The organism is Vibrio cortegadensis, from assembly GCF_024347395.1.
Classification (GTDB): domain Bacteria; phylum Pseudomonadota; class Gammaproteobacteria; order Enterobacterales; family Vibrionaceae; genus Vibrio; species Vibrio cortegadensis.
Genome location: NZ_AP025472.1, coordinates 777,392 through 790,877 on the forward strand (window position 1 = coordinate 777,392; position 13,486 = coordinate 790,877).

Here is a 13,486-nt window from a genome sequence, read left to right on the forward strand (position 1 = left end):
CCTAGCGCTGAAGTTGTTGTCTTGCTCCTGCATTCATAGTTGCTTATCATCAACGCTTAAGTACTAATTTTTAGGATTACTATGCGCAACTTCGCTCTACTGTTTATGGGATTACTATCCTTGCCAACTTATGCATTGACTCAAGTGGATCTGTATCGTTCTGAAATCGTTATTAATAATGAAGAGAAGGATGCGGAAACAGTGGCTCGTGTTCAAGGCTTGCAACAAGTTATTGTAAGAGCGACAGGTTCGACGGTGGCACTTGAAAATGAAGTGGTTCGTAAAGCCCTAAGGCAGAGTGCGCAGTATTTAACTCAAATGGGGTATGGCGAACTTGATCAGCAACAAACGCTAAAAATGTCATTTAATGGTCCACAATTACGCGCATTATTAACTCAGGCTCAGTTGCCTTATTGGCCAGAGAGTCGTGCCAATATTTTGGTGTGGTTGGTAGAAGAGCAAAATTATGACCGAATCATTAGCTGGGAGCATTCACCTTCTGCATTGATTACGTCTATACGAGAACAAGCGGATGCTCGTGGCCTACCTATTACCGTTCCTGTCGGGGATTTTGATGATATTACTGGTATCGCGGTTTCTGACCTGTGGGGCGGTTTTGTTTCACCAATCAGTTTAGCCAGCCAACGTTATCCTGTTGATGCGGTCTTAGTATTGCGCGCTCAAGGTAATTCATTGCGCTGGACTCTGTATGACCAGCAACCTGAAGCGATCTCTTCTTCTCCTCGTTCACCTGTCTTTGGTCAGGAAAACGGTTCAGTATCTGAAATTAGTGCTCAGTTGATTGATCAGGTGAGTCAGTACTACGCGACAAAAAGTGCTGTGAATGTTGCAAGTGAATCTTCTGAATCTGTTTTAGCGCAATTCATCAATATTAAGAGTGCGGTCAGTTTCTTTCATCTAGAGAACCAATTGAAGTCTTTAAACTCAGTAGCTTCTATCGATATCCTTAAGATTCAAGGCGATGAAGTGACATTTCGTGTTCACTTATTAACATCGAAAAGTGAATTTGAGCAAGAGATGACTAACATTAAGCAAGTTGCGGCATTTACGTCAGAGTCTGACGTGGTGGAGACTGCGCCTGTTCTAACTCAGGAAACGACGGATCAAAGCACTAGCCTTGCGCAAGAAACGCTTCCTCAAACCGCGGTTGTTGAATCAGCAGTAGTAGCCACTAATGACAACGAAGCCTTTATAGCTGATCAAGTTAGCTTAACCGAAGATGTTCAGCCAAGTGAGCCTGTTATCGTATTCGAATGGATAGATAGATAGTGTTATCCCACTCTCTTCTGCTATGAATAAGAGATGGTCATGAAAAGAGCCCGCTAGCGATGTTAGTGGGCTCTTTTTCTATCGATGTCTCTATATTTGAGTCAATCTGCGAGTTTTTACTAGTCAGTGGGCTTTAACTTATGAGAGTTAGTCCTGGTTAAATTTCGCTTTTTCTTGCTTTTCTACTTCAGAAAGACGGTTTAGCTTTAAGCCCATCTCCTTGCCTCTTGCGCGAGCAAATAGAATATTCCCAGCAAAACATAGCATGGTGAGTACTAATTCGATCAGCGCTAGCCATCGCTCACCGCCATCAACATATAAGATGGTTAAAGCATGCAGGAAATACAGCATGAGAATGAAATTTGCCCATGCGTGGGTGTAAGCTTTGCCAGCCAGAATGCCTGGAAGAGGAAGTAGCAGCGGAATACTCCACGCAATGGCTAGAGTTGTGTTCGACAGACCTGGGTGCGGGGAAATGAAGAGCTGCCACAATGCGACCCAAGCAAGTAGAAAGAGGTTACTAAATAGAGCTAAATACCGATATTGTCGTGTTCTGGATGACATCTCCGACATTATACAATCTCCTTTTGTTTGCGAGCGACGTTAGCTAGGCGTTTTCCAAGGTATTGCGCGAGTTCTATCTCTTCTTTCGTTAATGACGAGTTACTGGAGACAGAACTCGCACCATAAGGGGTACCACCGCTTTGAGTCGTGTGTAGAGATGGCTCAGAGTAGGGGATCCCCAAAATCAGCATACCATGATGCAGCAAAGGTAATAGCATGCTTTGCTGAGTCGTTTCTTGCCCACCATGCATCGAGGATGAGGACGTAAAAACACATGCTGGTTTATCGATGAGATCGCCGCTGATCCATAGTGGTGTTGTGCTGTCCCAAAAGTGTTTCATTGAGCCCGCCATGTTTCCGAACCAAACTGGGCTGCCCAATGCTAAGCCATCGCATTGACGAAGTTCGTCAAGGGAGGCTATCGGGTCATTGGCTTGTTGCACATCATCGCTAAGATCGGCCACTGTGCGTAGAACGGCTTCGCAATTGGGAACCGATTCAACGCCTCGTGCGATTTGTCTCGCGAGCGATAACGTGCTGCCGTGGCGGCTATAGTATAAGATGAGAATTTTAATATTCATTTTTAATAAATCTTAAATGATCTCAAGGACTTGTTCTGGTGGGCGTCCGATTTTTGCTTGGTTATTCGCAACCACGACTGGACGTTCAAATAGCTTTGGATTTTTCACCATGGATTCAAACAGCTCGTCATCGGATAGAGATTCATCACTTAGGTTTAACTCCTTATATAGCGCCTCTTTTGTACGCATCATTTCACGAACCGATGCAAAGCCGAGTTGTGAATAGAGTGTTTTTAAATCATCAATGGTAAATGACGTTTCTAAATATTTTACCACTTCAGGTTGAATGCCTTGCTCTTCTAATAGAGCGAGTGTTTGACGGCTTTTTGAGCATTTTGGGTTGTGGTAAATGACGACTGGCATGTTTTTCTCCTAGTTTAATTATTATTATCGTACTTATTCATCATGACTTATTCATAGCAGCTGAGTCATTGAATAAGTGCATGTTATTTGTATAAATTATTTATTTTACAATGCAATGAAGCGATCTCGTTGAATCATCAACTGATCAATTCGTGCATCGTACCTTGCTTGTTTTAAACTGCCTAATTCTGCCAGTTGACTCGCTTGGCTATAGTATTGAATCGCCTTATTCCAATTAGCTTTGAGTGCCAGTATTTCCGCGCGTGCCGCAAGATCTTCATCGCTACTGCCAATTCGAATATTCGCTTCTGAAAGTAAGCTCCATCCGTTGACGTCATCTGGGTTGTCATGGGTGTAGCGTTGTAAAATTCGGATGGCCTCCTGGTATTGCTCTTTCTTTAAAAGTGCATTCGCAAGATTAATTGTGAGCACTGAATTACTTGGTTTTGCTTTCAGTGACTTTTCTAATAAGGTGATTGCTTTTTCTGGTTGTTTTTGTGCGATGTAAAGATCGGACACGGCATCAAGATAGAAATTATTTTCTGGATCACTTTTGAGCAGCTTAAGTAAAATAGGCTCGGCTAAATCTAGCTTTTTGGTATCTAGGTAGACCAGCGCTTTGCCATATTCAAATGATGGATTCAGTTCACTTGGTGCCTTTTTGGCTGTTCGTTCAAACCAGTCTAGAGCTGAGTCATTCTCAATACCCGCATATCTCGCCACAATACGAGCACGAGTTAAATGATAATCAAGAGAAGGGATCACGCGCATTGAAGGGTAGCTTTGGGCGCGCGCTCTGCTGTCTGTGATTCTATCCTCTGGTAATGGGTGGGTAAGCAGCATTGGTGGCGGTTTACTTGCGTATCGGTACTCATCGGCTAATCGACCAAAGAATCGTGGCATTGCTTTGGCCTCGAAGCCTGCCTTTGCTAGGGTATTAATCCCAAAGCGATCGGCTTCTTTCTCATTGCTACGAGTATAATTAATGGTGCCTTGCATTGAACCTGCCGTTGTTGCCGTCAATGCGGCGATTCCAGCTTCTGGTGCTGCGATAGCTAATAAAAGCGAGCCTGCGAGCGCTGCAATAGTGGCTGGTGAACGTCGGGCTTGGTCTTCCATACTTCTGGCTAAATGACGTTGAGTTACGTGAGCAATTTCGTGTGCTACGACGGAAGCTAGCTCGCTTTCACTGCGAGCATGTAGAAATAGCCCAGAGTGCAATGCGACGTGGCCACCAAAAAATGCGAAAGCGTTAATATTACGATCTCGAATCATGAAAAATTTAAATGGTGTTTTGACATCATTTGCGTTTGCGACAAGACGATGCCCTAAGCTATCTATGTACTCATTTAAAACGGGATCATTGATGATGGGTTGGCTGCTTCTTAGCATTCGCATGTAAGCATCCCCATAAATGATCTCTTGATCTATCGTTAACGTACCACTAGCGGCTGTCCCAATATCGGGCAAGTTAGCATTACTCGCTAAATTTGAATTAGCATAGCTAGGCAGTGGCGAACCTAAAGCGGTGGCCACACAGAGGCAAACAAGTGAGCGAGTGCGTGTAAACATATTAGTCAGTGGTACTCCGTAGTCATCTGACATTGAGACAATAAAGTCTTAATTTGGTTTCTTCAGTTTATTGCTGATATTGAATTTACTTGTTATTGATAGATTGTCTAGAGCAAATAACGTAAAGAATAGAAAAGCTGGTATGGGGCTAAAAAGCGATTACAATACGTACCTTATAATATGCATAGAGTCTGAGAATGGAACCTAATATTCTTGATTTACGTGAAGAACGTTGCCCAATGGCACTATTACTTGCTAAACGGCGTGCAATTTTGCTTCAAGAGGGCGAGTCGTTGTCCATTCAGATTTCAGATACTAGCTCTATGCAGGATATCGTGAGCTTTTTGCGCCTCAAACAATTTGATATTGAGAGTGTTGCTCATCGTAGTTTCTACACTATTACCGTTTTAAAACAGGGATAATTGTCACATGCTTGAAATGATCAGTCGTTGGTATAAACGACGTTTTTCAGATCCACATGCAGTAAGTTTGGTCGCCATTTTATTCTTTGGTTTCATTACCATTTATTTCTTCGGCCATTTGATTGCACCGCTGCTTGTGGCAATAGTATTGGCATATCTTCTTGAATGGCCCATTGCTCAATTGTGCCGTGTGGGGATACCAAGAACCCTGTCCGTTGTGCTTGTTATTATGGTTTTCTTCAGTTTAACGTTGTTGGCTCTGTTTGGTTTGGTTCCAACGATTTGGCATCAAGTGGGGAACCTCATCAATGATATTCCTAACATGTACAATGAACTGCAAAAATTCATTATTGCCATTCCAGAACGTTTCCCTGAGCTCGCCAACTTGCAGATTGTCGAGTCGATAGCCTCTAATGCAAAAAACAAAGTATTGGGCATGGGGGAGAGCGTTGTAAAAGGATCTCTGGCTTCTCTTATCAGTATCGCAACGCTAGGGGTTTATCTCATCCTTGTGCCTCTGCTTATCTTCTTCTTGTTAAAAGACAAAGAAGAGATGGTTAGAATGGCGAGTGGAGTACTGCCTAAGAATCGTCGTTTAGCGACGAAAGTATGGCGTGAAATGAATCAACAGATTTCTAACTATATCCGAGGTAAGGTGTTGGAAATTTTGATCGTTGGTGGTGTGAGCTATATTACTTTTGCCATTTTAGATTTGCGCTATTCAGTGCTACTGGCGGTTGCCGTTGGTTTGTCGGTTTTGATTCCATATATTGGTGCGGCTGCGGTCACGGTTCCTGTGGCCATTGTTGGTCTGTTTCAGTGGGGGTTAGACACTCCATTCTACTGGTTGATGATCGCGTACGGCATTATTCAAGCCTTGGACGGCAATGTGATTGTCCCGATTCTATTCTCTGAAGCTGTGAATTTGCATCCAGTGGCAATCATCGTTGCTGTACTGGTTTTTGGTGGGTTATGGGGGTTCTGGGGCGTATTCTTTGCGATTCCTTTAGCCACATTAGTCAAAGCGGTATGGAACGCCCTGCCAAGCACTGAGATTGAATCTGATGTTGCGGAATCGTGATTATTGTTTACCTAAGCATGATGGTGTAGTCATAAACCTTTTTGCTCAATAACGAAAAAGCCCTAAGTTCATACTCAGGGCTTTTTTTGTAGAAGGTGTTGCCTAGATGATGTAATCCTGTCTTATTTATCGTTTAAGTAATCAAGAACTACTTCATGATGAGTCTTCGTTTTGAACTTGTTGAAAACGTGCTCAATGATCCCCTCTTCATTAATTAAAAAGCTGATACGGTGCAAACCATCATAGGTACGGCCCATAAATTTCTTTTCTCCCCACACACCAAATTGCTCTGCGCATTGGTGATCTTCATCGGAAAGAAGTGAAAAATTTAAGTTGTCACGCTCAATAAATTTACCTAAGCGTTTAACAGGGTCAATACTGACACCAAGCACCACAACATTATGCTCATCCAGCTCTTTTTTAGTGTCTCTTAAGCCTTGAGCTTGAACTGTGCAACCTGGGGTCATTGCTTTCGGGTAAAAATAAAAAAGTACTTTCTTACCTGCAAAATCAGCAAGCGTTATTGTTTTTCCATCTTGATCGAGTAGAGAAAAGGCTGGAGCAGGAGTGCCAGCAGTCAGCGTATTCATCGATTTTCCTTTCTATTGACTGTTTTTTATAAAGTTGAGCGAGCCTTGAACCGAAAGCTCAGCACATAGCGCATCAAAATCTTCTTGTAGTTGCATCAGGTTGAAATCTGAACTGATAGAAGCGGTGATCGCAATATGGAACTGGTCACTATCAAGTTGCACTTTGGATTTATTGATGGTTTTTGCGCTGAGTGAGTCTAAACCAATGTTTTGATCGGCAAAGAATTGAGTAAATTTCTCTGTCAGTCCTAGTTTGTCATCTGACTCGACAAAGACTTCGACAGTATAGCTATTATCTAAATATTCGTGAGGAGAGGTGCGCTTCATTATGGTGATGAGATCATGATCTTGCCCTAGTAGAGGGAGCGTCGTTTCAACTCGTGTAATCGTATTGGTTGTGCCAGATAGCAGCATGATTAATGTGAATTCGTTCCCAAAGAGAGCGATTCGGCTATCAATAATATTACAGCCAGATTGAGTTACTAAATGTACGACTTGATTACACACCCCTGGGCGATCAGCGCCAACAGCTGTGATTACTAGATGTTGAGTCATAATATCACTTATTTTTTATTCCATTATTGGTTGCATGTTAGCACAGTTATCGGGGCGGGATGAGAGATGAGGAGGCTTTTTAAAGGCACTAAATGAAATATCACCATTACATGACACCGAGTAAGTGTGTCACTTTATACTAAGTTTAAATTCATTGAATATACGAATCGGTTGTGTGGATTTGGATAAAACTCTAACAACTGATAATTATTCACTAACTTGTACTAAGTAAGCGGGTTATTCCCTTGTGTTTATCAATCGCATTACAGTACCATGCAAAAAGAATCAAATAAGGGAGATAGATATGTTTTCAGGAAGTATCGTTGCGTTAGTTACACCTTTTAACTCAGATGGCGAAGTCGATTTTGATAGCTTGAAGAAACTAGTAGAGCATCACATTGCTGCTGGTACCGATGGCATCGTCGCGGTAGGAACTACAGGTGAGTCTGCGACCTTAACAATAGAAGAGCATGTTAAGGTGGTAACTAAGGTGGTCGAGTTTGCTGAGGGACGTATCCCTGTGATTGCAGGCACGGGAGCAAACGCTACACATGAATCGGTGACTTTTAGTCGTCTATTAAATGGATCTGGAATTGTGGGATGCTTGAGTGTGACTCCGTACTACAATAAGCCGACTCAAGAAGGGTTATATCAACACTACAAAGCGATTGCTGAAGTAAGTGACGTGCCTCAAATTTTGTATAATGTACCAGGAAGAACTGCAGTCGATCTGTTACCTGAAACCGTTGCTCGTCTATCAAAAATTGATAATATTGTGGCGCTAAAAGATGCAACGGGTGATTTAGAAAGAATTTCAATTCACCGTGAACTTTGTGGCGAAGATTTTATCTTACTAAGTGGTGATGATTTAACGGGGCTAGAATTCGTTAAGCGTGGTGGGCAAGGTGTTATTTCGGTGTCCAATAATGTCGCGGCTGCGGATATGGCGAAGATGTTCCGCCTTGCAAAAGAGGGGAACTTTGAGGAAGCAGAAGCCATCAACGAACGTTTGATTCCTTTGCATAAAAACTTGTTTGTTGAATCTAATCCTATCCCAGTAAAATGGGCTGTGCATAAATTGGGATTAATTGCCGAAGGTGGATTACGTCTACCTTTAACTGAATTATCAGAATCAGCTCGTCCACTTGTTGCTCAAGCAATGACAGAAGCTTGTATTTATTAAATTGAACACACAATGCCGAATGTAGTTTCTCGGCATTTTAGGAGCCTAAATGAAATTTTCTCATCAGCTAGTGGTTGGTTCACTGGCTGTTCTTGTTCTTAGCGCCTGCTCTGGAGGTGCTGATCGACGTCGTCAAGCGAAAGATGATTTTGAATATCTAAATACACCTGAACTGACCCAGCTGAATTTACCAGAAGATGCAACGCCTCAGTTCTACCCAAACTTTGATATCCCGATGGGTGATTTCGAAGGTGGAGTTGGACAAAACGTTGATATTCGTCCGCCACAGCAAGTTCTCGAGTTGATTCCAGGAGCAAGAGCAGAGCGCCAAAACGGTGAAGTCACCTTATGGCTGTTAACTGAAGGCGAAATGGATAAAGTTTGGCAAACTGCAATCGATATGCTGAATGCTCGAAACATTGCGTTGCTTGAAAATAGCTCGGATCGTGTTGAAACCGATTGGGTTAGCTGGATTTCAGAAGATGAAGAGACTGAAATTGGCAGTCGTTACGAAATCACTCGTTTTAAAGCGAACAATCGTTTTGCGTTTAAAGTTAACTTGATTGATTGGCGAGAGGGTTCGACTGTAAAACCAGTGACCCAGACCAATAAAGAGCGTTATAACGCATTTATGACCAATCTAGTCACCGTTAAGTACGATCAAAACTTACGTGATGAAGCCGCCATTCGAGCACAAGAGTTAGTAAAACAAATTCCTATCAGTATGGGGGTTGACCGTAGTGGCTTCCCAGTGATTATTGCTCGTACGCCATATAATATTTTGTGGCAGCGCCTTCCAAGCTTACTGCCTGAGTTAGGGTTTAGCCTTGAAGGACGCAATCAATCTCAAGGTACAATGAAAGCGAAGTATGCGGCTCCTGATGATGAATTCTGGGAGTCCATTGGAACTAAGCCGATTGAACTTAATGGTGGTACTTACACCTTCTTGTTTGGTGATTTAGGCAACCGTACTTCAATTAACGTGACTGATGCTGGTGGTAAACCAGTAGAAGAGGCGTTACTTAAGTCGCTCGCTCCAGTATTGTCTGCGATGTTTGAACAAGAGTAATCTGGTTCATATTGTTAGTAAGATATAAAAAGGGATCATTTGATCCCTTTTTCACTTTGTTCGTTTTACTTATCTATTTCTGTCTTTTGAGCTTGTTTGATTTGATCAAGTTCATTGAGCCTATCTAAATCACTCTTCTCTCTTTTGGATGGATCTAACGGCCCAAACTTCATGTTTGCGGTGTATTTTAACGCAGCAATATTTCCAACCACCACGCTCACCACAATGATGCTAATCACCCACGGGTTAGTTAAAAACTCCATGAATTTATCCTCTCGCTCTAGGAACCAAACTTGTCCCCATTGGCTTTGTTGGGCTCAGTAACGTTAAGAACGGATGTTAGTAACATATTGAGTATAGATGGTAGGAAGGTTCTGTAGCACCTGTTCCTGCCCCAAAATCGGCAATGTTTTGATTTGGCTGGCTAATTGATCTTGCGTCAATTGCTCTAAGCAAGATGCTGCGGTTAAACGGTGGCTAATATGCCAAGGCTCAACCGCGACACCGCCTAGATCTTGAGAATAAGGGATGAAAAAACCAAACGTTCCAAGGTTCGCTTTTAGCCAAATAGAGAACTCCGCTTGATGACCAGTATCATATTCCCAAGTTTCTAATTGAAGCTTTGTATTTTCAGGTAGTCGGTCTGCAGCAAAGAGATCAAAATCAGTCCCCCAATGATGACGACTGGCTCCGGGCAGTGCCGACCAGCGCAAAATCGCAAATATTCTCTGCTCTTCGGTCATAGAGTCAAAAGGAATAGCTTGGTTGTGCGTATCGTTAATGGTGCTATGCCCTGAGAATTTATTATCCCAAATGGCTTTTTGCCGAGCGTAGTCTCGAAACCCGCTGGCAATGTGCATTTGAAATCCAGCTTGCTGAGCAGCAGCAGATAATGCCAATAAATCGTTCTGTACATTAGGATGAATTAAAAACTCTTTTTGCCCAATGGTGACCGGAACTAAATGATCGTTTGTTTGACCTGTTAGCTGCTCAGGAGTCATGGTTCGCCCTTATTTATTAGCGAAAAGATATTGCAATGTATGTTGGTACATGTCGGCAAGAAGCTCTAGGTCTTCCACTTTGACACACTCATTGACCTTATGAATTGTGGCATTCACCGGGCCTAGTTCAACAACTTGACCGCCCATACGAGCGATAAATCGGCCATCAGATGTTCCACCTGTCGTAAGAAGTTCAGGCTTGTGTTGGTTAACGGTATTTACACCAAAAACAACCGCATCGAGTAGATCGCCAGTGTCCGTCAAGAATGGGTCGCCATTGAATGTCCACTTGAGCTCATAGTCGAGATCGTGTTTATCTAAAATGGCGCGGATACGCTCTACGATGACATCGTTACAAAGCTCGGTGCTAAAACGCAGATTAAACTGAACATTTAACTCACCAGGAACAACGTTTGATGCTCCTGTTCCGGCGTGAATGTTGGGGATTTGGAAGCTGGTGGGAGGGAAGTACGCGTTACCATCATCCCACGTTGTTGTTGATAGCTCATTAAGGGCTAGCAGTGATTGATGAACAGGGTTACGTGCTAGGTGGGGGTAGGCGACATGCCCTTGGATCCCTTTGACACATAAATCGCCAGTGATCGAACCACGACGGCCATTTTTAACTACATCGCCAACGGAATTGGTGCTTGATGGTTCCCCAACGATACACATATCAATATTTTCACCGCGTGCCATTAGTGCTTCAACAACACGAACCGTACCATTAATGAATGGCCCCTCTTCATCAGATGTGATGAGAAAGCCAATCGAGCCTTTGTGATCAGGATGCTCAGCGATGAAACGCTCAACGGCGACGATCATGCTGGCAAGTGAGCCTTTCATATCCGCAGCACCACGACCGTGAAGGTAGCCATCAATAATCGTCGGTTCAAATGGTGGAGTGTCCCACTTTTCTAATGGTCCAGCGGGCACGACATCAGTATGCCCTGCGAAGGCAAACAGTGGCGCTTCGGTTCCTCGGCGAGCCCAAAAATTGGTGGTATCTTCAAAGATCATCTCTTCAATAGTAAAACCGAGTGCTTTTAAGCGATCAATCATGAGTTTTTGACATCCCGCATCTTCGGGAGTCACTGACTGGCGACCAATTAAATCTTTTGCTAAGGCCAGTACTGGGCTATCTGTCATCCTTGAAAATCCTTTTATTTGAAAATTGAAACGTATGAATCCGCTTTGAAGCCAACATGATACTGCTCGCCAATATAAATGATAGGGCGCTTGATCATTGCAGGTTGCTCCACAAGTAGAGATATTACGTTGTCGCTATCTAAGTTATCTTTCTGTTCTTGAGGTAGCTGACGGTAAGTCGTTCCACGCTTATTTAATACGTTTTCCCAACCAAGTTGCTGGCAAAATTCGTTCACTAACGCTTCCGTTATTCCCTGCTTTCGATAGTCGTGGAACGTAAATTCAATCTCTTCGGCTTGAAGCCACTTCTTTGCTTTTTTGATGGTATCGCAATTGGGGATGCCGTACATGATGGCTGTCATTTCTCTTCCTTTCTAAACGCAGTTGGTGATTTTTAGCGTAGTTAACGAATTGAGGTGCTCAATGAGTCAATTATTACGCGGTTCACCAAGTAAGTTTGCAACTTTATTATTGTGTTTAAATCCTAACAGGAAGCGTCGAGACACACAAAATAGAGCGATAAATAATTTGTTGACCAAAAAAAAGCGCACAAACCATGCCAATTGGAGAGTTATTGATCAATCTCAACACACACAAACCGAAAAAAGAAATAATACTGTTGCACAGTAATGGAGGTGTCAATGGAACTGAGTCCTGTTTTTGCAAGGCGACTGTATTTAGCTTTGTTAGTGGAAAGCCTTGAAAGGCCAAATGTACCGAAACTCATTGAGAAGACGGGCTGGCCTCGCCGTACTATCCAAGATGTATTGAAAGCATTGCCGGGTATTGGTATTGAGTTGATGTTTGTTCAAGATGGACGACGTCACAATGACGGCTATTATCAATTATCGGATTGGGGACCATTTGATAGTCAGTGGGTAACCGAGCGAGAAGATGATATCGCAACGAGTTTAGGCTTTACTGCTTAAACTTGGAAAACGAAGCCAGCATCATGCTGGCTTTTTTAGATCTATGCATCGCTCATTCGTATTCCTTTCGAGTCAATAATCGTTATTTCAAATTACTGAGCTGAAGTTGAGACTATGGACGGCTTCCTGCTGTTGTGTGATGTTTCCTATTGTTGCGTAATATAGAGCGCAAAACCGATCCAGCTTATGACGAGTAATAGCCAAGGCAGTAATGAGGTTTTGGACTGCTGAACCTCTGACGATGAAGAGTCTGATATCTCGTCTTGTGATTTGATTTGTTGTTGCTTTGATTTTTGCTCTTTTTTCTTCGCTTTATCCGCTTGACGACTTTTCTCTTTCTGCTGTTTTTTATACAGAGTTATCCCTTTCTCAATACCTGCTGCAACGAGCTTTGTTTGCTCTTTGGTCTGGTTAGGCTTTTGAATAGATTTTGCGACTTTCATGGCTTCTTGTTGCGTTTCCAGTGAGGTGTTGTTTTTCGTTTTCATGTTCTTAGTCAACTTAGGTCAAAGAGCAATGCTGAAGTGAGCACGACACTTAAATAATATCTTCTTTATTCACTATAACTTTTACGAAGAATTAAGTTAAAGTGATTTTTTCATTTTTGTAATTTGAGACCGTGAAGTGCGCTACGCTTTTGAACAGTATGACCAGCATGGGTTCTTAAAAGCCCCATTGCTGGTATGGTTAAGTTGGCTTTTTCTCGCTAAGGCATGGGTTGTCTTTGTTGTGGCAGGCGCGAGCAGGGACAGTGGTGCCAAAATATTAGAGATCGTCTATCCAGATCATGCCATGCTCTACCTTGGGTTGGTGGTTGGAGTACCTAGCATTATTTATATGTGGTTGATTAACCTACGTAGCCCCGATAGAAAATGGATTAATTCAATAAGTAGTCAGGGACGTTGGGTGACGCTGTGTGTGGTGTTATTACAAGTTGTTCAAACGGCTTATCATGTCTATTTGAGTAACGGGCTTTTTAGCTGGCCGAATGGTATTACACTATTGCTACTTCTTTGGGCTGCGATCTATTTATATAAAAGTCGAACCGTAAAAGATTGTTTTAAAATTCCTGATTTTAGTTCAGAGGCTTAGTGATCAGAATCAAGATATACCGCAAGAAAAATATTACACTGAGCA

At 42.7% G+C, this 13,486-nt stretch carries 18 protein-coding genes; 7 read left to right on the forward strand and 11 right to left on the reverse strand.

Annotated features, from left to right (window positions below; all coding sequences use genetic code 11):
• The first annotated feature begins 81 nt into the window (after positions 1-81).
• On the forward strand, positions 82-1,290 hold the full coding sequence (locus tag OCV39_RS03645; RefSeq protein ID WP_017054243.1) for a DUF2066 domain-containing protein: 1,209 nt from the start codon (positions 82-84) through the stop codon (positions 1,288-1,290).
• A gap of 147 nt (positions 1,291-1,437) precedes the next feature.
• On the opposite strand, the gene OCV39_RS03650 is transcribed toward OCV39_RS03645, so the two are convergent.
• From OCV39_RS03650 to bepA, 4 genes are all read right to left on the reverse strand, one after another.
• Positions 1,438-1,863 carry a DUF2069 domain-containing protein gene (locus OCV39_RS03650; RefSeq protein WP_017054242.1) on the reverse strand — a complete coding sequence of 142 codons (426 nt, stop codon included), beginning with the start codon at positions 1,861-1,863 and terminating at the stop codon, positions 1,438-1,440.
• Positions 1,863-2,435, reverse strand: a complete 573-nt coding sequence (gene wrbA / locus OCV39_RS03655) for an NAD(P)H:quinone oxidoreductase (protein WP_261888988.1) — start codon at positions 2,433-2,435, stop codon at positions 1,863-1,865. Before wrbA ends, OCV39_RS03650 begins: the two co-directional genes overlap by 1 nt.
• 12 nt (positions 2,436-2,447) lie before the next feature.
• Positions 2,448-2,798 (reverse strand): arsenate reductase (glutaredoxin), encoded by a 351-nt coding sequence (arsC, locus tag OCV39_RS03660; RefSeq protein WP_261888990.1) that lies wholly within the window; start codon positions 2,796-2,798, stop codon positions 2,448-2,450.
• Positions 2,799-2,903: 105 nt separating this feature from the next.
• A complete protein-coding gene (gene bepA / locus OCV39_RS03665; RefSeq protein WP_017054239.1) occupies positions 2,904-4,370 on the reverse strand; it encodes a beta-barrel assembly-enhancing protease in 1,467 nt (488 codons plus the stop codon).
• Positions 4,371-4,567: 197 nt separating this feature from the next.
• On the opposite strand from bepA, the gene OCV39_RS03670 reads away from it, so the two are divergent.
• Both OCV39_RS03670 and OCV39_RS03675 read left to right on the forward strand, forming a co-directional pair.
• Positions 4,568-4,792: a sulfurtransferase TusA family protein gene (locus OCV39_RS03670; protein ID WP_017054238.1), complete on the forward strand. Its 225-nt coding sequence runs from the start codon at positions 4,568-4,570 to the stop codon at positions 4,790-4,792.
• 7 nt (positions 4,793-4,799) lie between these two features.
• Positions 4,800-5,873 (forward strand): AI-2E family transporter, encoded by a 1,074-nt coding sequence (locus OCV39_RS03675; RefSeq protein WP_017054237.1) that lies wholly within the window; start codon positions 4,800-4,802, stop codon positions 5,871-5,873.
• 122 nt (positions 5,874-5,995) lie between these two features.
• Here the strand turns inward: OCV39_RS03675 and bcp are convergent, their stop codons facing one another.
• Together bcp and OCV39_RS03685 are read right to left on the reverse strand one after the other, a co-directional pair.
• A complete protein-coding gene (gene bcp, locus OCV39_RS03680) occupies positions 5,996-6,463 on the reverse strand; it encodes a thioredoxin-dependent thiol peroxidase (protein WP_017054236.1) in 468 nt (155 codons plus the stop codon).
• A gap of 12 nt (positions 6,464-6,475) precedes the next feature.
• On the reverse strand, positions 6,476-7,018 hold the full coding sequence (locus OCV39_RS03685) for a glycine cleavage system protein R (protein WP_017054235.1): 543 nt from the start codon (positions 7,016-7,018) through the stop codon (positions 6,476-6,478).
• A gap of 304 nt (positions 7,019-7,322) precedes the next feature.
• Between OCV39_RS03685 and dapA the strand changes: the two genes are divergently transcribed.
• Both dapA and bamC read left to right on the forward strand, forming a co-directional pair.
• The gene (dapA, locus tag OCV39_RS03690; protein WP_017054234.1) at positions 7,323-8,201 is read left to right on the forward strand and encodes a 4-hydroxy-tetrahydrodipicolinate synthase; all 879 of its coding nucleotides are present in this window, start codon (positions 7,323-7,325) and stop codon (positions 8,199-8,201) included.
• Between the two features lie 49 nt (positions 8,202-8,250).
• Positions 8,251-9,270 carry an outer membrane protein assembly factor BamC gene (gene bamC / locus OCV39_RS03695; protein ID WP_113799016.1) on the forward strand — a complete coding sequence of 340 codons (1,020 nt, stop codon included), beginning with the start codon at positions 8,251-8,253 and terminating at the stop codon, positions 9,268-9,270.
• Between the two features lie 65 nt (positions 9,271-9,335).
• Here the strand turns inward: bamC and OCV39_RS03700 are convergent, their stop codons facing one another.
• The 4 genes from OCV39_RS03700 to OCV39_RS03715 all read right to left on the reverse strand — a co-directional run bounded on the left by OCV39_RS03700 (position 9,336) and on the right by OCV39_RS03715 (position 11,782).
• Complete coding sequence (locus tag OCV39_RS03700) at positions 9,336-9,533, reverse strand: DUF2897 family protein (protein WP_261888997.1); 198 nt, start codon at positions 9,531-9,533, stop codon at positions 9,336-9,338.
• A gap of 63 nt (positions 9,534-9,596) precedes the next feature.
• Entirely contained in the window at positions 9,597-10,271 is a 675-nt protein-coding gene (locus OCV39_RS03705; RefSeq protein ID WP_171756009.1) for a M15 family metallopeptidase, read from the reverse strand.
• 9 nt (positions 10,272-10,280) lie between these two features.
• Entirely contained in the window at positions 10,281-11,420 is a 1,140-nt protein-coding gene (gene dapE, locus OCV39_RS03710) for a succinyl-diaminopimelate desuccinylase (RefSeq protein ID WP_261888999.1), read from the reverse strand.
• A gap of 14 nt (positions 11,421-11,434) precedes the next feature.
• Positions 11,435-11,782: an ArsC family reductase gene (locus tag OCV39_RS03715; RefSeq protein WP_017054229.1), complete on the reverse strand. Its 348-nt coding sequence runs from the start codon at positions 11,780-11,782 to the stop codon at positions 11,435-11,437.
• 279 nt (positions 11,783-12,061) lie between these two features.
• Here OCV39_RS03715 and OCV39_RS03720 point away from each other — a divergent pair, with 279 nt between their 5' ends.
• Positions 12,062-12,349 carry a winged helix-turn-helix domain-containing protein gene (locus OCV39_RS03720; protein WP_017054228.1) on the forward strand — a complete coding sequence of 96 codons (288 nt, stop codon included), beginning with the start codon at positions 12,062-12,064 and terminating at the stop codon, positions 12,347-12,349.
• Between the two features lie 146 nt (positions 12,350-12,495).
• On the opposite strand, the gene OCV39_RS03725 is transcribed toward OCV39_RS03720, so the two are convergent.
• Entirely contained in the window at positions 12,496-12,837 is a 342-nt protein-coding gene (locus tag OCV39_RS03725; protein ID WP_017054227.1) for a DUF2956 domain-containing protein, read from the reverse strand.
• Positions 12,838-12,973: 136 nt separating this feature from the next.
• Between OCV39_RS03725 and OCV39_RS03730 the strand changes: the two genes are divergently transcribed.
• Complete coding sequence (locus OCV39_RS03730; RefSeq protein ID WP_017054226.1) at positions 12,974-13,441, forward strand: DUF2919 domain-containing protein; 468 nt, start codon at positions 12,974-12,976, stop codon at positions 13,439-13,441.
• The last annotated feature ends 45 nt before the right edge of the window (positions 13,442-13,486 follow it).

Coding starts and splice junctions, on each gene's coding strand:
- dapE (WP_261888999.1), bottom strand. CDS start 11,420: ATGACAGATAGCCCAGTACTGGCCTTAGCAAAAGATTTAATTGGTCGC.
- OCV39_RS03725 (WP_017054227.1), bottom strand. CDS start 12,837: ATGAAAACGAAAAACAACACCTCACTGGAAACGCAACAAGAAGCCATG.
- OCV39_RS03720 (WP_017054228.1), top strand. CDS start 12,062: ATGGAACTGAGTCCTGTTTTTGCAAGGCGACTGTATTTAGCTTTGTTA.
- OCV39_RS03650 (WP_017054242.1), bottom strand. CDS start 1,863: ATGTCGGAGATGTCATCCAGAACACGACAATATCGGTATTTAGCTCTA.
- OCV39_RS03645 (WP_017054243.1), top strand. CDS start 82: ATGCGCAACTTCGCTCTACTGTTTATGGGATTACTATCCTTGCCAACT.
- bcp (WP_017054236.1), bottom strand. CDS start 6,463: ATGAATACGCTGACTGCTGGCACTCCTGCTCCAGCCTTTTCTCTACTC.
- OCV39_RS03715 (WP_017054229.1), bottom strand. CDS start 11,782: ATGACAGCCATCATGTACGGCATCCCCAATTGCGATACCATCAAAAAA.
- bepA (WP_017054239.1), bottom strand. CDS start 4,370: ATGTTTACACGCACTCGCTCACTTGTTTGCCTCTGTGTGGCCACCGCT.
- dapA (WP_017054234.1), top strand. CDS start 7,323: ATGTTTTCAGGAAGTATCGTTGCGTTAGTTACACCTTTTAACTCAGAT.
- OCV39_RS03685 (WP_017054235.1), bottom strand. CDS start 7,018: ATGACTCAACATCTAGTAATCACAGCTGTTGGCGCTGATCGCCCAGGG.
- OCV39_RS03675 (WP_017054237.1), top strand. CDS start 4,800: ATGCTTGAAATGATCAGTCGTTGGTATAAACGACGTTTTTCAGATCCA.
- arsC (WP_261888990.1), bottom strand. CDS start 2,798: ATGCCAGTCGTCATTTACCACAACCCAAAATGCTCAAAAAGCCGTCAA.
- bamC (WP_113799016.1), top strand. CDS start 8,251: ATGAAATTTTCTCATCAGCTAGTGGTTGGTTCACTGGCTGTTCTTGTT.
- OCV39_RS03705 (WP_171756009.1), bottom strand. CDS start 10,271: ATGACTCCTGAGCAGCTAACAGGTCAAACAAACGATCATTTAGTTCCG.
- wrbA (WP_261888988.1), bottom strand. CDS start 2,435: ATGAATATTAAAATTCTCATCTTATACTATAGCCGCCACGGCAGCACG.
- OCV39_RS03700 (WP_261888997.1), bottom strand. CDS start 9,533: ATGGAGTTTTTAACTAACCCGTGGGTGATTAGCATCATTGTGGTGAGC.
- OCV39_RS03670 (WP_017054238.1), top strand. CDS start 4,568: ATGGAACCTAATATTCTTGATTTACGTGAAGAACGTTGCCCAATGGCA.